Source organism: Streptomyces sp. NPDC007896, assembly GCF_042959425.1.
In the GTDB taxonomy this organism is placed as follows: domain Bacteria; phylum Actinomycetota; class Actinomycetes; order Streptomycetales; family Streptomycetaceae; genus Streptomyces.
In genome coordinates this window covers 229,412-253,535 of record NZ_JBIBKX010000016.1, presented here as the reverse complement: position 1 = coordinate 253,535, position 24,124 = coordinate 229,412, and the positions used below count along the sequence as shown (strand labels likewise).

General features: G+C 70.5%; 21 protein-coding genes. 8 read left to right on the top strand and 13 right to left on the bottom strand.

Translation table 11 applies throughout. The annotated features are described in order from the left end of the window. Window positions 1–39 precede the first annotated feature (39 nt). Entirely contained in the window at window positions 40–1,551 is a 1,512-nt protein-coding gene (locus tag ACFZDJ_RS40985; protein ID WP_391066763.1) for a hypothetical protein, read from the bottom strand. Then, window positions 1,548–2,405 (bottom strand): TIR domain-containing protein, encoded by an 858-nt coding sequence (locus ACFZDJ_RS40980; RefSeq protein ID WP_391066760.1) that lies wholly within the window; start codon window positions 2,403–2,405, stop codon window positions 1,548–1,550. Before ACFZDJ_RS40980 ends, ACFZDJ_RS40985 begins: the two co-directional genes overlap by 4 nt. A gap of 224 nt (window positions 2,406–2,629) precedes the next feature. Between ACFZDJ_RS40980 and ACFZDJ_RS40975 the strand changes: the two genes are divergently transcribed. The 4 genes from ACFZDJ_RS40975 (at window position 2,630) to ACFZDJ_RS40960 (ending at window position 6,977) form a co-directional block, all read left to right on the top strand. Beyond that, window positions 2,630–3,391: a DeoR family transcriptional regulator gene (locus ACFZDJ_RS40975; RefSeq protein ID WP_390930274.1), complete on the top strand. Its 762-nt coding sequence runs from the start codon at window positions 2,630–2,632 to the stop codon at window positions 3,389–3,391. Next, complete coding sequence (gene pfkB / locus ACFZDJ_RS40970) at window positions 3,388–4,341, top strand: 1-phosphofructokinase (protein WP_391066758.1); 954 nt, start codon at window positions 3,388–3,390, stop codon at window positions 4,339–4,341. The genes ACFZDJ_RS40975 and pfkB overlap by 4 nt, the downstream gene beginning before the upstream one ends. Window positions 4,342–4,546: 205 nt before the next feature. Then, the gene (locus tag ACFZDJ_RS40965) at window positions 4,547–6,631 is read left to right on the top strand and encodes a fructose-specific PTS transporter subunit EIIC (protein ID WP_391066755.1); all 2,085 of its coding nucleotides are present in this window, start codon (window positions 4,547–4,549) and stop codon (window positions 6,629–6,631) included. Between the two features lie 88 nt (window positions 6,632–6,719). Continuing rightward, window positions 6,720–6,977: a hypothetical protein gene (locus ACFZDJ_RS40960; RefSeq protein ID WP_391066752.1), complete on the top strand. Its 258-nt coding sequence runs from the start codon at window positions 6,720–6,722 to the stop codon at window positions 6,975–6,977. A gap of 9 nt (window positions 6,978–6,986) precedes the next feature. Here the strand turns inward: ACFZDJ_RS40960 and ACFZDJ_RS40955 are convergent, their stop codons facing one another. The 4 genes from ACFZDJ_RS40955 to ACFZDJ_RS40940 form a co-directional block, all read right to left on the bottom strand. After that, window positions 6,987–7,736 (bottom strand): DUF6227 family protein, encoded by a 750-nt coding sequence (locus tag ACFZDJ_RS40955; protein WP_101404541.1) that lies wholly within the window; start codon window positions 7,734–7,736, stop codon window positions 6,987–6,989. A gap of 157 nt (window positions 7,737–7,893) precedes the next feature. Beyond that, a complete protein-coding gene (locus ACFZDJ_RS40950; RefSeq protein ID WP_391066870.1) occupies window positions 7,894–9,060 on the bottom strand; it encodes an Ig-like domain-containing protein in 1,167 nt (388 codons plus the stop codon). Window positions 9,061–9,333: 273 nt separating this feature from the next. Then, on the bottom strand, window positions 9,334–10,365 hold the full coding sequence (locus ACFZDJ_RS40945; RefSeq protein ID WP_391066750.1) for a P1 family peptidase: 1,032 nt from the start codon (window positions 10,363–10,365) through the stop codon (window positions 9,334–9,336). Continuing rightward, the gene (locus ACFZDJ_RS40940) at window positions 10,362–11,606 is read right to left on the bottom strand and encodes a low temperature requirement protein A (protein ID WP_391066747.1); all 1,245 of its coding nucleotides are present in this window, start codon (window positions 11,604–11,606) and stop codon (window positions 10,362–10,364) included. Before ACFZDJ_RS40940 ends, ACFZDJ_RS40945 begins: the two co-directional genes overlap by 4 nt. 104 nt (window positions 11,607–11,710) lie before the next feature. On the opposite strand from ACFZDJ_RS40940, the gene ACFZDJ_RS40935 reads away from it, so the two are divergent. Then, entirely contained in the window at window positions 11,711–11,911 is a 201-nt protein-coding gene (locus ACFZDJ_RS40935; RefSeq protein WP_168492573.1) for a hypothetical protein, read from the top strand. Between the two features lie 253 nt (window positions 11,912–12,164). Here the strand turns inward: ACFZDJ_RS40935 and mscL are convergent, their stop codons facing one another. From mscL to ACFZDJ_RS40905, 6 genes are all read right to left on the bottom strand, one after another. Next, a complete protein-coding gene (mscL, locus tag ACFZDJ_RS40930) occupies window positions 12,165–12,635 on the bottom strand; it encodes a large conductance mechanosensitive channel protein MscL (RefSeq protein ID WP_391066745.1) in 471 nt (156 codons plus the stop codon). Window positions 12,636–12,785: 150 nt separating this feature from the next. After that, the gene (locus ACFZDJ_RS40925; protein WP_391066742.1) at window positions 12,786–13,418 is read right to left on the bottom strand and encodes a hypothetical protein; all 633 of its coding nucleotides are present in this window, start codon (window positions 13,416–13,418) and stop codon (window positions 12,786–12,788) included. Window positions 13,419–13,593: 175 nt separating this feature from the next. After that, complete coding sequence (locus ACFZDJ_RS40920; protein ID WP_168509146.1) at window positions 13,594–14,427, bottom strand: S-methyl-5'-thioadenosine phosphorylase; 834 nt, start codon at window positions 14,425–14,427, stop codon at window positions 13,594–13,596. Between the two features lie 134 nt (window positions 14,428–14,561). Beyond that, entirely contained in the window at window positions 14,562–14,867 is a 306-nt protein-coding gene (locus ACFZDJ_RS40915) for an FmdB family zinc ribbon protein (protein WP_384908125.1), read from the bottom strand. A 68-nt stretch (window positions 14,868–14,935) separates the two neighbouring features. Beyond that, window positions 14,936–16,198, bottom strand: a complete 1,263-nt coding sequence (locus ACFZDJ_RS40910; protein WP_391066739.1) for an MFS transporter — start codon at window positions 16,196–16,198, stop codon at window positions 14,936–14,938. A gap of 263 nt (window positions 16,199–16,461) precedes the next feature. Further along, complete coding sequence (locus ACFZDJ_RS40905) at window positions 16,462–18,018, bottom strand: potassium/proton antiporter (RefSeq protein ID WP_390930258.1); 1,557 nt, start codon at window positions 18,016–18,018, stop codon at window positions 16,462–16,464. A 307-nt stretch (window positions 18,019–18,325) separates the two neighbouring features. On the opposite strand from ACFZDJ_RS40905, the gene ACFZDJ_RS40900 reads away from it, so the two are divergent. Continuing rightward, complete coding sequence (locus tag ACFZDJ_RS40900; protein ID WP_391066736.1) at window positions 18,326–21,091, top strand: penicillin acylase family protein; 2,766 nt, start codon at window positions 18,326–18,328, stop codon at window positions 21,089–21,091. A gap of 90 nt (window positions 21,092–21,181) precedes the next feature. Here the strand turns inward: ACFZDJ_RS40900 and ACFZDJ_RS40895 are convergent, their stop codons facing one another. Continuing rightward, the gene (locus ACFZDJ_RS40895; protein ID WP_391066733.1) at window positions 21,182–21,757 is read right to left on the bottom strand and encodes a 5-formyltetrahydrofolate cyclo-ligase; all 576 of its coding nucleotides are present in this window, start codon (window positions 21,755–21,757) and stop codon (window positions 21,182–21,184) included. Window positions 21,758–21,889: 132 nt separating this feature from the next. On the opposite strand from ACFZDJ_RS40895, the gene galU reads away from it, so the two are divergent. Beyond that, window positions 21,890–22,792 (top strand): UTP--glucose-1-phosphate uridylyltransferase GalU, encoded by a 903-nt coding sequence (galU, locus tag ACFZDJ_RS40890; protein ID WP_168509140.1) that lies wholly within the window; start codon window positions 21,890–21,892, stop codon window positions 22,790–22,792. 4 nt (window positions 22,793–22,796) lie between these two features. Then, window positions 22,797–24,119 (top strand): gephyrin-like molybdotransferase Glp, encoded by a 1,323-nt coding sequence (gene glp / locus ACFZDJ_RS40885; RefSeq protein WP_390930252.1) that lies wholly within the window; start codon window positions 22,797–22,799, stop codon window positions 24,117–24,119. Window positions 24,120–24,124 lie beyond the last annotated feature (5 nt).

Sequence of the window (24,124 nt, the reverse complement as noted above, 5' to 3'; positions counted from 1 at the left end):
GTCCGTGGTCACGGATTGATCCGTACCGCTGGTCCGTGGTCACGGTGGCTCGGGACGCACGGGTTTGCGGTCGGGGTCGTCCCACAGGACCGCGAGGTGGCGGCCGATGTGTGCGGCGTCCTCGTCGTCGGCGGCGTCGATCGCGGCACGGCGGCGGTAGGCGGCCACCTTGGCCGGGAACCGCGACAGGCCCTCGGTGAGGAGCCCGTCGAGGACACCGCGGAACTCCTTGGTGGAGCGGCCTTCGCGGTGCCAGATCACCACGGGCAGCCCGCTGCGCAGGGCCGCGTGCAGCTCCCGGCGGCCGTTGCCGTGGTCGGGCAGCGGCGGCTCGCTCAGCACCAGGGCCACGCAGTGCTCGTTGTCCCCGAGGCGGGCCTCCAGGCCGCGCAGATGGTTGCCGTTCTGGTGCGCGACGTTGACGTACACAGACTTCGACGGGTGCTCGTCGCGCCCCAGTTGCTGCCATCGGGTGCGCCAGAACCGGTACCAGTCCCGGTTCTGCAGCCGGTCCAGGCTGCGCACGACCACCGGGTAGTCCACCGCGAGCGGCACGTTCGGTACTTCGGCGGTGTCCCGGGGCCACCGGTCGACGGGCAGGTTGAGCAGTTCGAAGGGGAGCACGAACTCCAGCCACACATGGGCCAGCCGGTCGCCGCCGCCTCCTTCGACCGTTTTGATGATGCGGGTCACGGCCTGTTGCAGCCCGTCGGTCGGCACCCGCTGCATCGGGTCGCCGTGCTGCCAGTTCGGGCCGCCCGCGTCGGACATGAGGGAGTGCGAGACCGTGTAGCGCCCGTTCTCCAGCGGGTCCGGCGCGATGTGGATCGCCAGGTACTCCTGGCCCGGCCTGACCGCCGGCGGTGGCGCCGGAGTCCGGGCGCGGTCGAGGTCGAGCAGCTCGGCCAGGCCGCAGCTCAGGGCCCACTGCCGGTTGCGTGCGAGCAGCTCGACCGCGACGGGGTGGCCCATCGCGTCGGCAGCGCGGTCGAGGTAGACCATCCACGGGGGCAGTCCGCCCCGTGGAGCTCCCTGCCCGGCCATGTGCAGGAAGTCGTGCCAGCAGGTGTCGGCGTGCGGCGGCGGTGCGCAGACCCTGGCCTCGGTGGCCGTCCGGACGAGGGCCGTCCGCATGGCGTACGACATGGCCGGCGTGCCCAGGGTGGCACCGAGGAACTGCCAGGAGCCGGTGACCTCCGGCAGGCCGTCGAGCGAGTCCACGGCCGTCCATTCGTCGGCGAGCCGTTGCACGACGGGTCCCTGGGGGCAGCCCGGCTCCAGCATCTGCAGCTTCCGCGCGAGCGCCGACAGTCCGTCCTGGTGGCGGGTGCAGAAACGGAACAGTTCCAGCAGCTGCAGCGGCACGGTGGCCTGTTCCCGCAGGTCGGCCCGGTGCCCCAGTGCCTCACCCACCAGATCGGTCAGCAGGTCGCGCGCATAGCGGTCGTGGAGCGCGGGGACCGCGAGCAGTGCGTCGAGGGTCTCCTCGCAGATCCGCTCCCGTATCCGTAACGCCGGGTTGTGGCGGCCCGCGCCGCCCTGTCCCGTCAACGTCGGCCCGCCGGGCCGGGGAAGCGCGGAGGTGCGGCGTACCTGGTGGGGATGGTGCGGGTGACGCCGACCGCGTCGAGCAGTCGGGTGCGGGCCCCGTCCTCGCCGAGGCCCGTGAGGTCGGTGTACGCGACCGTGGACAGCGGCCACGGGGGCCGGCACGGCTCCACCATGACCGGCACCAGCAACGCGGCCATGCCCTCGGGGTTTCGGTGGTGCACGGCCTGCCAGGCCTGCTGGACGGGTGCGGAGCCGACGTAGGCCGGGGACAGGACGGGGAGGGCGCGTTCGCACTGTTCCAGACCGCTCAGCGGTCCGTCGAGGAGGTCGAGGAGTACGCCGACGCCCGCGTCCTCCAGGTGCCAGGCGATCCAGGAGGCCCATGCGAGGTCGGTGACGGCGCAGGAGAGGAACAGGTGAACAGGGCGGTCGGTGTGCGAGGGGGCTTGCGGTGGTGCGTCCTGAGCCCGGGACGACGCGGGGGCCCGGGACGACGCGGGGGAGGGCGCGGCGGGGGAGGGCGCGGCCCGTACGACGTGCTCCCGTACGAGCTCGCCGACGGCGTCGGCCGTCCGGCTGTGGCCCTCCAGCAGTGACACCGCGTCGGCCAGCGCGGACAGCCCGTGGTTCGCCGCGATCTCCTCACGGACGCAGAACCGCACCAGTTCGAGCAGCTGCAGCTGCGTGGTCGCCTGTTCCCGCAGGACCACCGGCCGCCCCAGCCGGTCGCCGATCAGCTCGGCCAGCATCGCGCGGGCACCGCGGTCGCCCAGGACCGGGGAATCGCACAGCGCCCGGACCACGGCCTGCTGCCAGTCGTGGTCCGGGCAGGTGCGGAGACCGTCCCTGTCCACAACACCCCCCGAGAAGTTGTGTCCCGCAGTCCAGGATACGGACGCGATGACACGGCGTCAGGGCTTCTGCGAGGCCGGAACGAGCGGGCGGAGGGGCCCACCTCGATGCCCGTTTGTGTCCACCTGCCGCCCGAACCTGTTTACTTTCCGGAAATCCGGGCGTAGCCTCCCAGCGAAACCACAAGTTCGGGCATCGGCCGCACAGTAATCGGAGGCGAACGGACATGTACGCACCGGAGCGGCAGCAGGAGATTCTCCGGCTCGCCCGTGACGGCGGCCGGGTGGACGTGATCTCGCTGGCCGAGGAGTTCCAGGTCACCGCGGAGACCATCCGCCGCGATCTGAAGACCCTCGACCGCGCGGGACTGCTGCGGCGGGTGCACGGCGGTGCCATACCGGCCGGGCGGCTGGACTTCGAGCCCGACCTCGCCGAGCGCGAGTCCACCGCGGCCGACGAGAAGGACCGCATCGCCCAGGCCGCGGTCGCCGAGCTGCCGGACCAGGGCACGATGATCCTCGACGCGGGCAGCACCGTCGCCCGGCTCGCCGGGGACCTTCCGCTGGACGCGACGCTCACCGTCGTCACACACAGCCTGCCGATCGCGGCCCGCCTCGCGGACCACCCCGGTATCCAGCTCCACCTGGTCGGAGGGCGCGTCCGCCACCGTACGCGCGCCGCCGTGGACGCCTGGGCGCTGCGCGCGTACGCCGAGATCCGTGCCGACGTCCTGTTCGTCGCCGCCAACGGCTTCTCCGCCGAGCACGGACTGACCACCCCCGACCTCGCCGAGGCCGCCGTGAAGCGCGCGGCCATCCGCGCCGCGCGCCGCGTGGTGCTGCTCGCCGACTCCTCCAAGCACGGCCAGGAGCACTTCGCCCGCTTCGGTGACCTGAGCGACGTGGACCTGCTGATCACCGACAGCGGGCTGAGCCCCGAAGACGCCACCGACATCGAGCGCGGTGGCACGGAAGTAGTGCGCGCATGATCCTCACCGTCACCCCCAACCCCTCCCTCGACCGTACGTACGAGGTCCCGTCGCTCGACCGCGGCGAGGTCATCCGGGCCACCGGCGAACGCATGGACCCGGGCGGCAAGGGCGTGAACGTCTCGCGCGCGGTCGCGGCGGCGGGGCAGCGCACGATCGCCGTACTGCCGCTGGGCGGTGCGCCCGGCGCACTCGTCGCCGAGCTGCTCCACGCGCAGGGCATCGAGGTCGCGCCGGTCCCGGTCGCCGGAGCCACCCGCTCGAACATCTCGGTCGCCGAGCCGGACGGCACGCTCACGAAGATCAACGCGCCCGGTCCCGAGCTCACCGCCGCCGAGGCGGAGCTGCTCCTGGAGACGGTGCGCCAGCAGTATCGTTCCGGCGACACCGACTGGATCACCTGCTGCGGCAGCCTGCCGCGCGGACTCGGTCCTTCCTGGTACGCCGACCTCGTCGCCCGCGCTCACGCGGCGGGCGCCCGGATCGCACTGGACACCTCCGGCCCCGCGCTGCTCGCGGCGCTGCGTGAGCGGCCCGACGTGGTGAAGCCCAACGCCGAGGAGCTCGCCGAAGCAGTCGGACGCCCCCTCGCCACCGTCGGTGACGCCGTCAAGGCCGCCGAGGAACTGCGTGAAATGGGCGCCGACGCCGTGCTCGCGAGCCTCGGCGCGGACGGGCAACTGCTTGTGGACGGCGCGGGCGCCTGGTTCGGCAGCGCCCGGGTGGATGCCGTACGCAGCAACGTGGGCGCCGGTGACTCCTCCCTCGCCGGATTCCTGATCGCCGGCGGCCGCGGCCCGGAGGCCCTCGCCTCCGCCGTCGCCCATGGCGCCGCGGCCGTACAGCTGCCCGGCAGTGTGATGCCGGGCCCGGCCGACCTGGACCTTTCCGCCGTGACCGTCACGTCAGAGGTCCCCGCGGACCGCGTACTCACGGAGCCCGTGTCATGACGAACCCAGCTGTTCTGACGAACCCAGCTGTTCCGACGGCCGGTACCGCCGCGGTCGCACCCCCTGAACAGGCCCTGATGAGGCGGGGTTTCCCCGGCCCCGCCTCCGCCACACCCGCAGACCCCGCCCTCCTTGAGTGCGGCACCCCCGTCCCCACCCCCGCCCACCACTTCCCCCGGGCGATACGCGTGCGAAGGAGCCCGCGATGAGCGAGATGATCACCGCGGACCTGGTCGATCTCGACCTGTCCGCCGAGACCAAAGAGGCGGCGGCACGCGCCCTCGCCGAGCGCATGGTGACCCTGGGGCGGGTGACCGACCTCGACGGCTTCCTTGCCGACGTGGCCGCCCGCGAGGCCCAGATGCCCACCGGCCTCGACGGCGGGATCGGCATCCCGCACTGCCGGAGCGAACACGTCACGGAGCCGACGCTCGGCTTCGGGCGCAGCGCGGCCGGGATCGACTTCGGCGCGCCGGACGGCCCCGCCGACCTGATCTTCCTGATCGCCGCCCCGGCGGGCGCCGACGACGCGCATCTGACGATCCTGTCGTCGCTGGCCCGTCAGCTCATGAACGCCGAGTTCACGTCCGCGCTGCGGACCGTGGACGACGCGGCGGCCGCGGCCGCGCTCATCCGCGGGGACGAGTCCCCGGCGGCCGCGGCCTCGACCGCGCCCGAGAGTGCCCGGAGCGCTGAAGACTCCGAGGGCTCCGAGGGCTCCAAGGACTCCGTGGCGGTGTCGGCGGCGGCCTCCGCCGACACCGCCACGGGCACCACCACGAGCGAGCGTCCGTTCCGGATCGTCGCCGTCACCTCCTGCCCCACCGGCATCGCGCACACCTACATGGCGGCCGAGTCGCTGGAGAACGCGGGCCGCGAGGCGGGCGTCGAGGTCGTCGTCGAGACGCAGGGCTCGGCCGGCTTCACCCGGCTCGACCCGGCGGTCATCGCGGCCGCGGACGGTGTGATCTTCGCGCACGACGTGCCCGTCCGGGACAAGGACCGGTTCGCCGGCAAGCCGACCGTCGACGTCGGCGTGAAGGCGGGCATCAACAAGCCCACCGAGCTGATCACCGAAGTGCGCGGCAAGGCCGCGCGCGGCGAGGTCAGCGCGGGCTCCGCGCCCGGTACACCGGTGGAGCGCTCCGGCGACTCCGCCGAGGGGTACGGCACCAAGCTCCGCAAGTGGCTGATGTCCGGCGTCAGTTACATGGTCCCGTTCGTCGCCGCGGGCGGTCTGCTGATCGCCCTCGGCTTCGCGATCGGCGGCTACACGGTCAACAAGGCGCCGTCGGTCATGGACCACTTCCTGTGGACCCAGGCGGACAGCTGGGGCGCGCTGTTCTTCCAGATCGGCGTCGTCTCCTTCGGCTTCCTCGTCCCGGTCCTGGCCGGCTACATCGCCTACGGCATGGCGGACCGCCCAGGTCTCGTGCCCGGCTTCGTCGGCGGCGCGATCTCCCTCACCATCAACGCGGGCTTCCTCGGCGGTCTGGCCGCGGGTCTCATCGCCGGTGGTGTGGTGATCGGGATCCAGAAGGTGAAGATCCCGGCGGCGTTGCGCGGCATCATGCCGGTGGTGGTGATCCCGCTGATCTCCGCGGCGATCGTCGGATTCCTGATGTTCGTGGTCATCGGCAAGCCCATCGCCTCCGCGCAGAAGGGCATGACCGACTGGCTCAACGGCCTCACCGGCACCAACGCCGTCCTGCTCGGCGCGCTGCTCGGCCTGATGATGTGCTTCGACCTCGGCGGCCCGGTCAACAAGGTCGCGTACACCTTCGCCACCGCCGGTATCGCGGTCGCGAGCCCCAGCGACTCGGCGATGAAGATCATGGCGGCCGTGATGGCGGCGGGCATGGTTCCGCCGCTGGCCATGGCGCTCGCCACGACCGTGCGCGGCAAGCTCTTCACCCAGACCGAGCGGGAGAACGGCAAGGCGGCCTGGGTACTGGGCGCCTCCTTCATCTCGGAGGGCGCGATCCCGTTCGCGGCGGCCGACCCGCTGCGCGTGATTCCCTCCGCCATGGTGGGCGGCGCGGTCACCGGCTCCCTGTCGATGGCCTTCGGCGCCACGCTGCGCGCGCCGCACGGCGGCATCTTCGTGGTCCCGCTGATCGGCAACCCGTTCCTCTACCTGATCGCCATCGCGGCCGGTGTCTGTGTCTCCACCGCCCTGGTGGTCGTCCTGAAGGGCATGCGCAAGCAGGCCCCCGAGGGGACTGGTGGGGGGATCGCCGACGCCGCGATAGCGACGACGGTCGACTCCAAGGAGCCGGTCGCGGCCTGAACGGCCAACTACTCGCCCTTTTAGGGCATCTGCGAGATACGTCACGGTCCGGGGCCAAAGTCCCGGACCGTGGTGTCTACTGGAGGGCATGCCTGAGCATGTGTCGATCCTCCAGCTGATGGGCGTGGCCGTCCTCGCCCTCGCGACCGTCATCTGGGTCGTCGGCCTGTCCCGCCTGCTGCGCCGCGCCCGCACCGAGGTCGCCGTGCGTCACCACGGACAGTTGCTCCGCGCCATGCCGCATCAGCGCCGGTCGGGCCCCGACGCGGAGTCCGTGGAACTCACCCCTGAGGAACGCGCCGCGTTCGCAGGTCTGGTACGCCAGTTCAGCGACAGCCGTCCCTGACGACAGGACCTAGGCGAGCCGCGCCGCCCGGCGTTCCATGGCGGCCCGCGCCGCGTGCTCCGTCGGATAGACCTCGCACATGTGCCGGCCGTCCGGCGTCGCCGTGTGTTCGACCTCCCACAGGGAGATCTCCTGGCCGTCGCGGAGCAGGAACGCGTGCTCGTAGAGCGAGAAGCACAGCCCGACCTGGCCCGCCCGGCAGGGGCGCCCGAAGGCCTGGGTGATCTGGTGCGCGAACGCGGTGCGCAGCAGCAGCGTCGTGATGTCGGCCCCCGGCCGGTCCGCGTTCTCCGCCCGCCGCAGCAACCGCCGCGCGTGATCCGCCGAGTCGTCCGTCAGGTAGACGTGCCGCGGCTCGGGGACCGGCGGCAGATGGACCATCACGGGCAGTTCGAAGTCCGGCGCGTCCGGCGGCAGCGGCAGCCGGGCCGTGGCGGCGCGCAGCTCCTCCTCGTCGACATACACCTCGTGCTGCGGCTCACTCCCGAGCGCCGTGTTGTGCACGAGCTCCCACAACGTGACCGCCGAGCCGTCGGCGAGCAGCCAGGTGTGCCGGTACGTCTCGCGGTGCAGCCCCGCGCTGTGGTGCGCGGAATGCAGCGAGCTGTCGTGCGCCAGCGCGCAGTCGAGCCGCCTTATCGTCTCGTCGGGCAGCTCGAAGGAGTTCAGGGCACGGCCGAGGAGCCGCTCGAGGTGCTCCTCCGGAGACTCGGGCGACTCGGGTGGTTCGTACGCTGCTGTCTCGTACGGAACGCTCAAGGCTTCTCCCGGCGTTGCTGCATGTCACCTTGTGGGTGCATACCGTAGCCCCTCGGTCGGACATCAATCCCGCGAACCGAGAAAACGTACGGACAGAAAACGAGCGGGCCGCGCGGCGAGTTCCCGCGCGGCCCGCCGTGACGTCAACGGCCCCAGGTCAGACCGTACTTCCCGCGGTCCACGCACTCCAGGACATGTTCCAGCCGTTCAGTCCGTTGTCCGGCGAGACGGTCTTGTCGGGCGAGTTCTTCACCACGACGACGTCCCCGACGAGAGAGTTGTCGTAGAACCACTTCGCGCTGGTGTCGCCCTGCGCGCCCTGTACATCGGCGAGACCGACACATCCGTGGCTGGTGCCCTGCCGTCCGAAGGGCGGGTTCCCGCGGTTGTACCAGTAGTTGCCGTGGATGAACGTCCCCGAAGACGTCAGTCGCATCGCGTGCGGCACGTCCGGGATGTCGTACTCGCCGCCGTAGCCCACCGTCGAGCCGTTCATCCGCGTCTGGACGAACTTCTCGGAGATCACCATCTGGCCGTTGTACGTGGTGTGCTCCGCGCTGCCCGCCGAGATCGGCACCGTCTTGAGCGTCGTGCCGTCACGCACGACCGTCATGGTCTGCGTGTTGACGTCGACCGTGGAGACCTGGGAGCGGCCGATGGTGAAGGTGACCGTCTTCTTCTGTACCCCGAAGACGCCGTTCGCGCCCTCGACGCCGTCCAGGTCGATCTTCATCGTGACCTTGGAACCGGCCTTCCAGTACGCCTCGGGCCGGAAGTCGAGCCGCTGCGAGCCGAACCAGTGCCCGACCACCTGCTGCCCGCTGCTGGAGGTGACCGTGATGTGCGACTGCACGGCCTTCTGGTTGCTGATCACCTTGTTGAAGTTGAACGACACCGGCATTCCGACGCCGACCGTGGTGCCGTTGTCGGGCGTGTACGTGCCGATGAAGCTGTTGCTCGAGGAGACCGTCGTGAAGATGGAGTTGGCGGCGGCCGTGCGTCCGCTCGCGTCCTTCGCGGTCGCCGAGATCTGGTACTTCGTCCCGCGCTCCAACTGTGCCGTCGGCTTCCAGCCGGTCCCGTCCGCGGTGATCGCCCCCGGCACCGCCGTCCCGGACCCCGACACCGTCATCTTCACGTCGGTCAGCTTGCCGTCGCTGACCTTCACGCCGGTCGCGTTGATGGACGCGTCCGTCGAACCGTCCTTGGCCGAGATGACGATCTTCGCCGTGGACGTCTTGGCCGAGGTGCCGCTGTCCTTGCCGTCCTTGGCGTCGGCGCTGGCGTTGCCGCCGCAGCCGGTCAGGGTGAGGGCGCCGACCATCAGGGCGGCACAGGCCCCCAGTGCGCGCCGCGCTGTCGTGTTCGGCGTTGCCACGGGCTGCTCCAGTTTCTCGTGATGTGCGTGATCCGCTCCAGTGCGTGGAGAAAGAGCGAGCGGTGCCGCGAAGGGTTCCCGCCGTCCCCGGCCCAACACGATCACGTGACAGAACCGGGACAATCCCCATCGGGCCCACAGTGAACTCCCCCTGCCGCTGACCCCACTTGGCGTCAGCGGAAGCACCAGGCCACCCGGAACCACGAGCCAGGACCTGTCCTAGGCGCTCCCGTACAGCTCCTCGTACGACGGCCACACCCCGCCCGGTCCGTCCACCGGGTCGGCCGCTCGCACCGCGCGGACGATCGCCCGGGTGACCAGATCCGCGCCCGCCGCGAGGATCTCGTTGAGGGCGAGGGGGTTGTCGGGATTGAGGGGGCGGGCGCCCGTGGCCAGGGCGAAGACCGTGTCGCCGTCGTTCAGGAGGTGGACCGGGCGGACGGCGCGTGCGATGCCGTCGTGTGCCGTGCCGGCGAGCTTGTGGGCCTGGGCGCGGGTGAGGTCGGCGTCGGTGGCGACGACGGCGAGCGTGGTGTTCAGCGGGGGAGGCGCGTTCTTCGCGGCGGCTTCGGCGAGCCGTTGCCGCGCCGCCTCGTGGACCTCGGCGGACGGATACGCGGTACGACCGTCTCGCAGCAACTCCCCGTACAACACCCCTGTCTCCGGATCCACCGCCGAACCCGCCGCGTTGGCCACCACCAGCGCGGCCACCGTGATCCCCGAGTCGAGCACGGCGCTCGCCGTCCCGACCCCGCCCTTGATCCGCCCGACCGTCGCCCCCGTTCCGGCGCCCACGCACCCCTCCGGCACCGGCGCGCCAGGCCCGCTCGCGTCGGCAGCCTCGACCGCGGCCCGGCCCATGGCCGCGTCCGGCCTCGCCCGGAAGTCGCCGCCGCGGCCCAGGTCGAAGACGCAGGCGGCGGGCACGACGGGCACGACGTGCGCCGGATCGGGGCCCACCCGCACCCCGCGGCCCCGCTCCTCCAGCCAGGCCATCACCCCGGACGCGGAGTCCAGGCCGTACGCGCTGCCGCCGGTCAGTACGACCGCCTCCACCTTCTGCACCAGGTTGCGGGGGTCCAGCGCGTCGGTCTCCTTGGTGCCGGGCCCGCCGCCGCGTACGTCCACGGCCGCGATGGCGCCACCCGCGGGGGCGAGCACGACCGTGCTGCCGGTGAGCCAACCGTCGCCGGTACGCGTCGCGTGTCCCACGCGCAGCCCCGCGACATCCGTCAGAGCGTCAACTGTCATGCCTCCAGTGTTTCCCGTCCCGCGGTCCCCGCCCCCTCCTTTGTGACCATCTGTGCCGTCAGGGCCACCCCGACCGCCACCGACAGCGCCGCCACGACGCCCGCCGCGAGCACCGCCCAGCTGCGCAGGAAGGTGCACAGGATCACCAGCAACGCCGTCGTCGGCAGGACGAGTTGCTGTGCGATGCCCACCTTGAAATAGCGCGCGTGCAACAGCCACACCGTGAGGAAGTACAGCGCCGTCGGCAGTGTCACCGCGGCGGACGCGGCGAGCGTCGAGATCTGTGCCTTGCCGACCGCCTGCTCGACCGCGACCTCCAGGCCCGCGCCGATCGCGGCCGCCGACGCGAAGATCAGGTAGTGGCCGTATCCCCACAGGAACGCATGCGCGTTGGACCGCAGGTGCCCGTGGATGGGCACCACGAAGTAGATCCACCATGCGGAGAAGACGATCAGCAGTCCGCCGGAGGCGATCGGCAACAGCTCGCCCAGCGCGTCGTGCTCGTCCACCGCCGACTTCACGGCCATCGTCGACGCGGCGATCGTCTCGCCCAGCACGATGATCGTGAACAGGCCGAACCGCTCGGAGACGTGGTGCGGATGCCAGGAGGTGACGAAGTCCTTCTCCGCGTACACAGGGACACACATCTCGGCGATCGCCATCACCAGGAACACCCAGGGACGCCCGGGCTCCGGCAGGACCAGCAACCCCAGCCAGCCGACCTGGCACAGCAGCACACCGCCCGCGTACCGCAGCGCCATGGTTCTCTCGGAGCCCTCCGTGCCGCGGGCCACCCGCAGCCACTGGGCGATCATCGCGAACCGCATGATCGCGTAGCCGAGCCAGACGGCCAGGTACACGTGGTTCTCGAACGCCCTCGACACCCCGGCGGCGAGGACCAGGACACCGGCGATCTGTACCAGCGTCACGACCCGGTAGAGCGCGTCGTCGTTGTCGTACGCCGAGGAGAACCAGGTGAAGTTCATCCACGCCCACCAGATCGCGAAGAAGATCATCGCGTAGTTGAGGATGCCCTCGCCCGCGTGTCCCGCCGCCACGGCGTGCACCAGCTCGGCGCCCGCCTGGGCGATGGCCACGACGAAGCACAGGTCGAAGAAGAGCTCCAGCGGCGACGCGACGCGGTGCGCCTCGTCCCTCCTCCGGGCGGTCAATCTGCGCAGGGGCCCGAGCCGGGCCGTCCTGGGCGTCGGAGTGGGTTCGGAAGCGGCGCTGGACGTCATAGGGCCAAGCACAGCAGAAAAGAGTCCAGGTCGCTCGGGTTGACGGCCGGAGGACGCGGCCGTACCGGGGTGGGCCGGGGGCCCGTCGGCGTACTCTGGGACGCATGAGTACCGCCGCCGCCCCCGAACCGCGTGACGCGTCCGCACCGCGCGCTCCGAAGCCCGCGCTGATCTTCGACGACCCGCTGAGCCAGCAGTCCTCGGACGACACGGACCGGGGATGGGGCGAACAGTCCGGCGGTGACGGTGACAGCGCGGCGGACCTGAAGAGGTTCCTCGACGAGAAGCCGCCGCACCACATCTGAGCCGCCGTGCCTCGGCGCCGCCTGTCGCCGACCCCGACTGTCCACAGCTGGGCCCCGTGTTTCGGGAGCCCGACTGTCGTCCGCCTTCGGCCTCCGAGCTTTCGGAGCCCGACCCCCATGGTCCGGCGTCGGCCTCCGAGCTTTCGGAGCCCGGCCCCCATGGTCCGGCGTCGGCCCCCGCGCTTGCGGAGCCCGGCCCCGGTTTTCAGGAGTCGGTCCGTGAGCGATCCGAGCGGGGCCCCGGCCTTCGCCGTCAGTTGTGGCCGTTGCCCGAACCGCGCTGGGCCACCAGGGCGTCGCGGATCTCCTTGAGCACCTCCAGCTCGGACACCTCGATGACCTCCTGGGTGCCCTCCTTCGCCTTCTGCCGGGCCGCCTGCCGGGCCAGGAACTTCGACATCGGCAGCACCATCAGGAAGTAGACGACGGCCGCGGTGATCACGAAGCTGAGCGTGGCGCCCAGCACGGAGCCCCACATGATCCGGATGCCCGTCGCCGTGTCCCCGGTGCCGGTGCAGCGAGGTTTGAGGCAGGAGCTGTAGCTGTCGAGGTTCTGCGTGCCGATCGCACCCACCAGCGGGTTGATGATGCCCTTCACCACCGAGTTGACGATGTTGGTGAAGGCCGCGCCGATGACCACCGCGACGGCCAGGTCGATGACGTTGCCCCGCATCAGAAAGGCCTTGAAGCCCTCCCAGACACCGGGTTGCTTCTTCTCGCTCACCAAGAGGCCCCTCTGCACAAGTTGTGGAACAAACAGCTCCGCAACCTACGGCAGGGCCCGCCGGACCTGTCCAATTCGGTAGCACAATCGAGCGAGTTGACACCGATTCGATATCCGGGGAAGCCGTCAGTACGGCATTGCGCACGACGCTCAACACAGTGTCACCGCCAGCCGTGCCGTCGTGCCCGCGCCCGCCAGTCGCGCCGCCGTGGCCCGGGGCACGGAGAGGACCACCAGCGCCCCGGTCTCGGTGGCGGCGAAGTCCGGGACCTCGGCCACCCGCGCCCCGGCCGCGACCACGCGGGCCTCGCTGCCGGCGTCCGCCGCGATCACGTCGACCCGGTCGCCCGGCCTGAGCAGCCGCACCGTGGCAGCGTCGGCGATCCGCACCGGCGCCGCCACCATCTCCACCGCGCCCCGCCCCCGCACGGACTCGGAAGCGGAAGGGGAAGAGGGAGAAGAAGAGGGAGAAGAGGACATGGAGGAAGACGCGGACGTGGACGGAGGAGCCGCCGTCGGATGGCCCCGCGCCCGCCCGGCGTCACCGGGGCCCGCCGCCACGAGGGCCGCCGCCGTGACGGCGAGCCCCGCGGCCACGGCCCGCCGCTTGTGACGGGTGAGGCGCCGCAGCCGGTACCTCCCGCCGCGCACGTGTACGGGGGCGAACTGCGGCACCTCGCGGATCGCAGGCGTGTCCGCACCGGGCGGACGTACAGGATCCGTGCCCGGCGCCCGTACGAGATCCGTGTCCTGCGGGCGTACAAGAGGAGCGTGCTGTGCCATGGGACCACCACCTGCGACGAGAGATCGGCTTGCGATCCCACGATGAGGCCTCACGGCGGAGCCCGTCGGCGCCGGTGGACTACCGACGAGTTGTGGACAACTCCCTCACCCGAACGGGAAGTTCCACCACGTGAAAACGCCCGTCAGCGCCCGTCAGCGCCCGTCGGGGCCACCGTCACGACAGCTCGAACCCCGGATCCATGCCACCCAGCGCCTTCGTGCACAGACAGTCCCGCGTCCCGTTCTCCGGCAGTGCCGCCACCGCGTCGTACAGCACGTCCCGCAGCCGGTCCACGTTCGACGCGAACACCTTCAGCACGTCGTCGTGCGAGACGCCCTCGCCGGCCTCCGCGCCCGCGTCGAGGTCGGTGACCAGGGTCAACGAGGTGTAGCAGAGCTCGAGTTCACGGGCGAGCGCGGCCTCGGGGTGGCCGGTCATGCCCACCACGGACCACCCCTGCGCCTGGTGCCACAGCGACTCGGCGCGGGTGGAGAACCGCGGTCCCTCGATCACCACGAGCGTGCCGCCGTCCACCGGCTCCCAGTCGCGCCCGCGCGCCGCTTCGAGGGCGGCCTTGCGGCCGACGGGGCAGTAGGGGTCGGCCAGCGACACGTGCACGACGTTCGGCACGGTGCCGTCCGGCAGCGGCAGCCCGTCGAAGAACGTCTGCGTCCGCGTCTTCGTACGGTCGACCAGCTGGTCCGGCACGAGCAGCGTTCCCGGCCCGTACTGGGGGCGCAGTCCGCCCACCGCGCAGGGTCCGAGGATCTGACGGGCGCCGACGGAACGAAGCGCCCAGAGGTTGGCCCGGTAGTTGATGCGGTGCGGCGGCAGATGGTGGCCGCGGCCGTGGCGGGGAAGGAAGGCGACCCGTCGCCCGGCGATCTCGCCGAGGAACAGGGAGTCGCTCGGCGGCCCGTAGGGGGTGTCGACTTGTATCTCGGTCACATCGTCGAGGAAGGAGTAGAAGCCCGAGCCGCCGATGACACCGATCTCTGCGTTCGCCATGACAAGCACATTAGCGGGCTTCGGAGGCCTGCCTCGGGAAACGTCGAGGCCCCTGCCTCGACGCCGGGTACCCTGCTCCCGAAAATGCCGGGGACCCCATCGTCGTACGACGATGGGGTCCCCGGCAGAAAGTCCTAGGCGGCCGAGCTGCTGCTCGCCGAGCCGCTGCCCGACGACTTCGAGTCGGACGAGGACGACGAGGTCGTCGACGGCGAGGGCGAGGAGGTCGACGGCTTGGACGCCGGCGAGCTGCTCGACGACGAACCACGGCTGTCGTTGCGGTAGAAGCCGGAGCCCTTGAAGACAATGCCGACGGCCGAGAACACCTTCTTCAGGCGTCCACCGCAGTTGGGGCACTCGGTCAGGGCATCGTCGGTGAACTTCTGCACCGCCTCGAGGCCCTCGCCACACTCGGTGCACTGGTACTGGTAGGTCGGCACTTGTCTTCCTCCTGGCACTCTCACTCAATGAGTGCTAACGACGATCCATACTGACGTATTCCGCGAGATCAGTCCACTGTCACCGGCACTCGGTGACCGACGCCACGTGCGACAGTGCGTCCGGAGGGCCGCGTGGCCAGCCGTGAGCGCAGGGCCAGCAGAGTCGCCAGCGCCAGTGCCGTACCGGCCATCGGCACCAGGAATCCGGCACCGTTCCACAGACGGTCCTCCAGCTGTCCGGCGACCGTGACGGCCGCCGCCTGGCCGAGCGCGACGGCGCCGGTCAGCCAGGTGAAGGCCTCGGTGCGGGCGCCCGCCGGGACCAGGCCCTCGACCAGCGTGTAGCCGGTGATCAGGGACGGAGCGATGCACATGCCGACCAGGAGGCCGATCGCGGCGAGCACGACCACGGAGTGCGCGGCCCACAGTCCGCACGCGGCGAGTGCCAGGGCGGCGTAGCCGATGACGAGCCGCCGCTGCGGGGCGACCTTCCAGGCGATGGCTCCGCAGACGACGCCGGAGAGCATGTTGCCCGCGGCGAAGACGCCGTACAGGACGCCGTTCAGACCGGGCTCGCCGATCGACTCGCTGAACGCGGCGAGCGAGACCTGCATACCGCCGAAGACGGAGCCGATGCCCAGGAAGGTCACGATCAGCACGCGCACTCCGGGGACCCGCAGCGCGGAACCGTGCTCCACGCGCGTGTGCCCGGCGGCTGCGACAGCGGGCTGGGTGCTCTTCTGCGCGGCGAAGAGGAGACCGCCGATCAGGGTCAGCCCGGCCTCGGTCAGCAGGCCCGCGGCCGGGTGCACGGCGGTGCACAGCGCCGTGGCGAGCAGCGGGCCGAACACGAAGGTCAGCTCGTCCGTGACGGACTCGAAGGCCGCCGCGGTGGTCATCAGGGGCGAGTCCTGGAGCTTCACGCCCCAGCGGGCGCGCACCATGGGTCCGACCTGGGGCACCGAGGCGCCGGTCGGCACGGCGGCGAGGAAAAGGGCCCACAAGGGGGCGTCCGTCAGCGCCAGCGCCGTCAGGCAGAGGCCTGCCAGGGCGTGTATCAGGACGCCGGGCAGCAGGACGGCCCGCTGGCCGTGGCGGTCGGCGAGACGGCCGGTGAAGGGTGCGAACAGCGCCATGGAGACGCCGGTGACGGCGGCGACGGCGCCGGCGGCCCCGTACGAGCCGGTGGTGTGCTGGACGAGGAGTACGAGGGAGAGCGTCAGCATGGCGAAGGGCTGACGTGCGGCGAAGCCGGGGAGCAGGAACGTCCAGGCGCCGCGGGTGCGCAGCAGCTGTCCATATCCGGGGCGGGAGGTGACCGTGGATGCCACGGCCCGTGCCTTTCTGCCGCCTGGTAGCGCGCCCGTGCGGGGGGCGCCGAGAGCTGTCCTCTTGCGCGGAACTGCGGTAGATGCCGCGCCGCCCACTGTGAGGGCGTCACGACCGCCATACGGTCGCGCCAGCTCTGCTTCAGGCAGAGTTGGTTCGATCAAGGTGTGCCTTCATCGTACAGGGGCGAGCGCTGCGGTGCCTGTGAAAGTGAGCACCATGGCGGTGTTCGCCTGCGAATGCACATCGCCCCTTAATGTCCCGTTTACTGTCCGGAATGTCGGGAGTGCGGTCCGGTGCCGTTGCCCGCGAGGCCCAGCCAGCCCGCCAGCTTGCCGCCCTGGCCCACCGCGCGCAGCCGTCGCTCGGCCGCGTCCCGGACCGGGTCGGTGGCCACCACGAGCAGCTCGTCGCCGCGGCGCAGGACGGTCGTGGGCAGCGGCACGAAGGATGTCCCGTCGCGCACGACGAGGGTGACGGCGGCCCCCGAGGGCATGCGCAGCTCGGCCACCTCCACGCCGTGCATGCGGGAGCCCTTCGGGATCGCGACGGACAGCAGATGGCCGCGCAGTCGCTCCAGGGGTGCCGATTCGATCCCGAGGTCGGCGGCGCCCTCGGACTCGCCCAGCCGCAGCTTCCGGGCCAGCCAGGGCAGCGTGGGGCCCTGGATGAGGGTGTAGGCGACGACCAGGACGAAGACGATGTTGAAGATCCGGCGGCTCTCCGCGATGCCGCTCACCATCGGGATGGTCGCCAGGATGATGGGCACGGCGCCGCGCAGGCCCGCCCAGGACAGCAGCGTCTGCTCCTGCCACGGAATCCGGAAGGGCAGCAGGCCGACGACGACGCTCAGGGGGCGCGCCACCATGGTGAGCACCAGGCCGATGGCGAGGGCCGGCACGATGTCGTCGCCCATCTCGTGCGGGGTGACCAGTAGGCCGAGCAGGACGAACATGCCGATCTGGGCGATCCAGCCGAGCCCTTCGGCGAAGCCTCGGGTGGCGGGCCAGTGCGGCAGTTTGGCGTTGCCGAGCATCATTGCCGCGAGGTAGACGGCGAGGAAGCCGCTGCCGTGCGCGAGCGCGCCGGCGGCGTAGGCGGTGACCGCGATCGCCATCACGGCGATCGGGTAGAGGCCGGAGGCGGGCAGCGCCACGTGCCGCAGCCCCCAGGAGCCGAGCCAGCCCACCGCGAGGCCGATGGCCGCGCCGATGGCCAGTTCCAGGGTTATCTCGCCCAGCAGTACGTACCAGTGCTCCACGGGGCCCGCCGTGCAGAACGCGACGACGAGGATGACCACCGGGGCGTCGTTGAAGCCGGACTCGGCCTCCAGGATGCCCGTCACGCGCGCGGGCAGGGGTACTTTCCGCAGCACCGAGAAGACGGCCGCCGCGTCCGTCGAGGACACCACCGCGCCGATGATGAGCGCCTGCCGCCATTCCAGGCCGATCAGGTAGTGGGCGGCCGTAGCCGTCACTCCGACGCTCACCGCGATGCCGACCAGGGCCAGCGAGGTGGCCGCGGGCAGCGCCGGCTTGATTTCCTTCCACTTCGTGCCGAGGCCGCCCTCGGCCAGGATCACGACCAGGGCCGCGTATCCGATGACCTGGGTCAGTTCGGCGTTGTTGAAGTGGACGTTGCCGACCCCGTCCTGGCCCATGGCGATGCCTATGCCGAGGTAGACGAGCAGGCTGGGGAGCCCGCTGCGCGAAGAGATACGAACCGCTGCCACCGCGACGAGCAGAACGAGCGAGCAGACGAGCAGGAGCTGGTTGAGGTGGTGGACAGTCAGCGGCTGTTCCCTTCTCGCCAATCCGGGCACTGGATTCGAACGTGTGGATGTGAACACGTCGATTCGATGTGATCGCGTCGAGGCCGACGCGTGGAATCGATGTGATCGCGTGGATCATCCGAGCACGTCGATCCGAACACCCGAAGTCGGTAAATGAGTCCAAGTACTTCGTTACCTTACCTAACTCTTGACGCTTTCTTGACGCTCGAGAGGCCGAGATCGAACGCTCGTCCGCCCTGTACCCGACTCCGCGTCAAGGCGCGTCGGGCCCTGCGCCTATGGTTGCTCCAGCACTCCAGGACCGCCTGCCGCTCGCGTTAGGACAGCAAGGACAGCGATGCCCCCGAACACCACCGCCTCTTCCGGCCAGAAGCCGGGCAAGTCCGGCAGGAAGAAGGGGCGCAAGGCCCGACTGTTCCTGATCGTCCTGGTTCTGGCCCTCTTCGGAGGCGTTGCCTATGGCGGCTACTGGGGGGTCAGTACCGTCCGTGCCTCCTTCCCGCAGACCAAGGGCTCACTCACGCTCGACGGGCTGTCGGGCCCCGTGGACGTCAAGCGGGACGGCAACGGGATCCCGCAGATCTACGCCTCGTCCGACGCGGACCTGTTCATGGCGCAGGGCTACGTCCAGGCGCAGGACCGGTTCTACGAGATGGACGTACGCCGTCACATGACCTCGGGCCGGCTGTCCGAGATGTTCGGCTCGGGCCAGGTCAAGAACGACGAGTTCCTGCGCACGATGGGCTGGGACCGGGTCGCCAAGGAGGAGTACGACACGAAGCTGTCGCCCTCCACGAAGAAGTACCTCCAGGCGTACGCCAAGGGAGTCAATGCCTACCTGAAGGGCAAGGACGGCAAGGACATCTCCCTGGAGTACGCGGCCCTTGGTTTCACCAACGACTACAAGCCCCAGGAGTGGACCCCGGTCGACTCGGTCGCGTGGCTGAAGGCGATGGCCTGGGACCTGCGCGGCAACATGCAGGAAGAGATCGACCGCTCCCTGATGACCAGCCGCCTGGGCCCGAAGCAGATCGCCGACCTGTACCCGGAGTACCCGTACAGCCGGAACAAGACGATCACCCAGGAGGGCCAGTACGACAGCGTCACGGGGTCGTACGTCCAGGGCAGCAGCACGACGACGAGCGGCGGGACGCGGTCCACGTCCGGCACCGGCCTCGCGGGGAACGCCACCGCGCCCAATGGCCTGCAGAGCCAGCTCTCCAAGCTCTACAACGTGCTCGACAACGTGCCCACCGCCGTCGGTGTGAACGGCAACGGCATCGGCTCGAACTCCTGGGTCGTCGCGGGCAAGTACACGATCACCAACAAGCCGCTGCTGGCCAACGACCCGCACCTGTCGGCCTCGCTGCCCTCGGTCTGGTACCAGATGGGCCTGCACTGCACGAGCGTCTCCAGCAAGTGCCAGTACGACGTCTCCGGCTACACCTTCGCGGGCATGCCCGGCGTGGTCATCGGCCACAACCAGGACATCGCCTGGGGCATGACCAACTCCGGGGTCGACGTCACCGACCTCTACCTGGAGAAGATCACCGGCGAGGGCTACGAGTACGACGGCAAGGTGCTGCCCTTCGCGACCCGCAAGGAAACGATCAAGGTCGCGGGCGGCGCGAGCAAGACGATCGTCGTCCGGGAGACCAAGGACGGGATGCCGCTGCTCTCCGACCGCGACGACGAACTGGTCAAGGTCGGCAAGAAGGCCACCGTCGACAGCGGGGCGCCCGACCGCGGCGACGGCTACGCCATCGCGCTGCGCTGGACCGCCCTGGACCCGGGCAACTCCATGGACGCCGTCTTCCAGCTGGACAACGCGTCGAACTGGTCCGAGTTCCGCAAGGCGGCCGCGTCCTTCGACGTGCCCTCGCAGAACCTGATCTACGCCGACACCAACGACAACATCGGCTACCAGCTGCCCGGCAAGATCCCGACCCGGTCGAAGGGCGACGACGGCTCGCTCCCGTCGCCCGGCTGGGACTCCAAGTACGCGTGGACCGGCTACATCAAGCAGTCCGAGCTGCCCTACGAGTACAACCCGCAGCGCGGCTACATCGTGACCGCCAACCAGGCGGTCGTCGACAAGGACAAGTACCCCTACACGCTCACCACGGACTGGGGCTACGGAACGCGCAGCCAGCGGATCACCGATCTCATCGAGGCGAAGATCAAGGGCGGCGGCAAGATCTCGACCGACGACATGCGTCAGATGCAGCTCGACGACAGCAGTGAGATCGCCAAGCTGATCGTGCCCAAGCTGCTCAAGATCGACGTCGCCGACAAGAACGTCCGCGAGGCGCAGAAGCTCCTGGAGGGCTGGGACTACACCCAGGACGCCGACTCCGCGGCGGCCGCGTACTTCAACGCGACCTGGCGCAACATCCTCAAGCTCGCCTTCGGCAACAAGCTGCCCAAGGAGCTGCGGGTCAAGGGCCAGTGCTTGAACGTCGCCCCGGTCGACACCACCGGCCCCGCGGACGAGAACCAGACCGTGCGCGAGTGCGGTCAGCGCGAGGCGGACCAGGCGCAGCCGGACGGCGGGGACCGCTGGTTCGAGGTGGTCCGCAAGATCATCGACGACCAGAACAACGACTGGTGGAAGGCGCCCAAGACGCGCCTCGACGATGCGGCCGACAACCGTGACCAGCTGTTCGCGCGGGCCATGAAGGACGCCCGCTGGGAGCTGACCGCCAAGCTCGGCAAGGACATGGACACCTGGAGCTGGGGCCGGCTGCACCGCCTGTTCCTGAAGAACCAGACCATGGGCACCGACGGTCCCGGCGTCCTGCAGTACATGCTCAACCGCGGCCCCTGGAAGCTCAGTGGCGGCGAGGCCACGGTCAACGCGACCGGCTGGAACGCCGCGGGCGGCTACGGAGTGGTCTGGGTGCCGTCCATGCGGATGGTGGTCAACCTCGACGACTTCGACAAGTCGAAGTGGATCAACCTCTCCGGCGCCTCCGGGCACGCCTACAGCGCCCACTACACCGACCAGACGGACAAGTGGGCCAAGGGCGAACTGCTGCCGTGGTCCTTCTCGGACAAGGCGGTCGACAAGAGCACGAGCGACACCCTGGTGCTCAAGCCGTGAGCCACCGACGGCAACCGTGAGTCACTGACGGCGACAGGTGAAGGGGCCCTCCACGCACGCGTGGAGGGCCCCTTCACCTACCCGGGCCCGTCAGCCGAAGCGACGCACCCCCGAAGGCGTCACCACCGCGTGGACGGGACGGTCGTGAGGTTCCGCCGGGACGTGCTCGACGACCTCCGCGTCGTACAGCAGCACCACCAGTGCGGGATCGGCCCCCGCGCGCTCCAGGCGGGCCAGTACGCGGTCGTACGAGCCGCCGCCGCGACCCAGACGCATTCCGCGCCGGTCCACGGCCAGGCCGGGCAGCAGGACGGCGTCGGCGCCCTGGACGGCCTCGGGACCGAGCCGCTCGCCCGCCGGCTCCAAGAGAGCCATCCTGCCGCCGTGTTGGACACGCTCCAGGGAGCCCTCTCCGGCGTACGCGCCCCAGTCCAGGTCGTTGTCCGCCATCAGGACCGGCAGCAGCACGCGCACCCCGCGCGCGTGGAGCGCGTCCAGGAGTGCGAGGGTGCCCGGCTCGCTCCCCACGGAGACGTACGCCGCCACTGTGCGCGCGTGCGCCAGCTCCGGCAGCTCCAGCGCCCGCAGGGCCAGGGTCCCGGCGGCTTCCCGCAGGTCGTAGGGTGTCAACCTGCTCCTCACCGCGAGGAATCCTCGCCGCAACATTCGCTTGTCAGGCTCTGCCGTACGTCCCACGTGGCTCACAGCTCACTCCGTACCGTTCCTTATGCGCTCATATGAGAGCTATTTAACGGGACCAACAGATTGCGCTCATAGCCACCGGATATGGTTACGCGCATGACTGAGTCGCACCCCAGGATCAGCAAGGCTGTCATCCCCGCAGCAGGCCTCGGCACCCGGTTCCTGCCGGCCACCAAGGCCACTCCCAAGGAGATGCTGCCGGTCGTCGACAAGCCGGCGATCCAGTACGTGGTCGAAGAGGCCGTGTCGGCGGGTCTCGACGACGTCCTGATGATCACAGGTCGCAACAAGCGCCCCCTTGAGGACCACTTCGACCGCAATTATGAGCTGGAGTCCGCCCTTCAGAAGAAGGGTGACGCCGACCGGCTCGCCAAGGTCCAGGAGTCCAGCGACCTGGCCACCATGCACTACGTGCGCCAGGGCGACCCCAAGGGCCTCGGCCACGCCGTCCTGTGCGCGGCTCCGCACGTCGGCCACGAGCCCTTCGCCGTGCTCCTCGGCGACGACCTGATCGACCCCCGCGACCCCCTCCTCGCCCGCATGGTCGAGGTCCAGGAGCAGCACGGCGGCAGCGTCATCGCGCTCATGGAGGTCGAGCCCGAGCAGATCCACCTCTACGGCTCCGCGGCCGTCGAGGCCACCGGGGAGGGCGACCTGGTCAAGGTGACGGGCCTGGTCGAGAAGCCGGACCCGGCGGACGCGCCCAGCAACTACGCGATCATCGGGCGTTATGTCCTCGACCCGCACATCTTCGACATACTCCGCAAGACCGAGCCGGGCCGCGGCGGCGAGATCCAGCTCACCGACGCCCTCCAGCAGCTCGCGCAGGACGAGAAGGTCGGCGGCCCCGTGCACGGCGTCGTCTTCAAGGGCCGCCGCTATGACACCGGCGACCGCGGCGACTATCTGCGTGCCATTGTCAGGCTCGCGTGCGAACGTGAGGACCTGGGCCCGGACTTCCGGACCTGGCTTCGCAGTTACGTAGCCGAGGAGATGTAGGAATTTGAGCAGCGCCGCGACCCGTGTCACCGGCCAGGACCATCTCTGGTCGGTGACCGAGCACCTGGAGGACATCCTCGCGACCGTTCGCCCTCTCGAACCCATCGAGCTGCAACTCCTCGACGCCCAGGGCTGTGTCCTGGTCGAGGACGTCACGGTGCCGGTCTCCCTGCCGCCGTTCGACAACAGCTCGATGGACGGGTACGCGGTCCGGGTCGCCGATGTCGCGGGCGCGAGCGAGGAGTATCCGGCGGTCCTCACGGTCGTCGGCGACGTCGCGGCCGGCCAGGGCGAGCAGCTCCGTGTGGGCCCCGGTGAGGCCGCCCGCATCATGACCGGCGCCCCGCTGCCGCCCGGCGCCGAGGCCGTCGTCCCGGTGGAGTGGACCGACGGCGGCCTGGGGGAGGGTCCCGTCTCCGGGATGCGCGCCCGCAGCACGGCCCCCGAGGGCGCCTCCGGCCAGGTGCGCGTCCACCGCCCGGCCGAGGCACGCGCGCATGTGCGCGCGAAGGGCAGCGACGTGAAGGCGGGGGACCGCGCCCTCGAGGCCGGCACGATCCTCGGCCCGCCGCAGATCGGCCTGCTCGCCGCGATCGGCCGCGGCACCGTACGCGTGCGCCCGCGCCCGCGCGTGGTCGTCCTGTCCACCGGCAGTGAACTCGTCCAGCCCGACGAGCCGTTGGGCCCCGGCCAGATCTACGACTCCAACAGCTTCGCCCTGTGTGCCGCCGCCCGCGACGCCGGGGCCATCGCCTACCGGGTGGGCGCGGTCGCCGACGACGCCGAGACGCTCCGCGCGACCATCGAGGACCAGCTCATCCGCGCGGACCTGCTGGTCACCACGGGCGGCGTGAGCGTCGGCGCGTACGACGTCGTCAAGGAGGCCCTGTCCTCGGTGGGCGACGAGGACGAGGAGGGCAGCGGTATCGACTTCCGCAAGCTCGCCATGCAGCCCGGCAAGCCCCAGGGCTTCGGCACGATCGGCCCCGAGCACACCCCGCTGCTCGCGCTCCCCGGCAACCCCGTCTCCTCGTACGTCTCCTTCGAGTTGTTCGTCCGCCCCGCGATCCGCACCCTGTCGGGCCTGGACGACATCCACCGCCCCACCACCAGGGCGACCCTGGAGACGGGCAAGGCGCTGACCTCGCCGGACGGCCGTCGGCAGTTCCTGCGCGGGAGGTACGCCGACGGCAAGGTGACCCCGGTCGGCGGCGCCGGATCCCACCTGGTCGCGGCCCTCGCCCAGGCCGACGCGCTGATCGTCGTCCCCGAGGACGTCACCTCGGTCGAGCCCGGCACCGAGGTCGAAGTGGTCCTGCTCGGCTGAGTGCC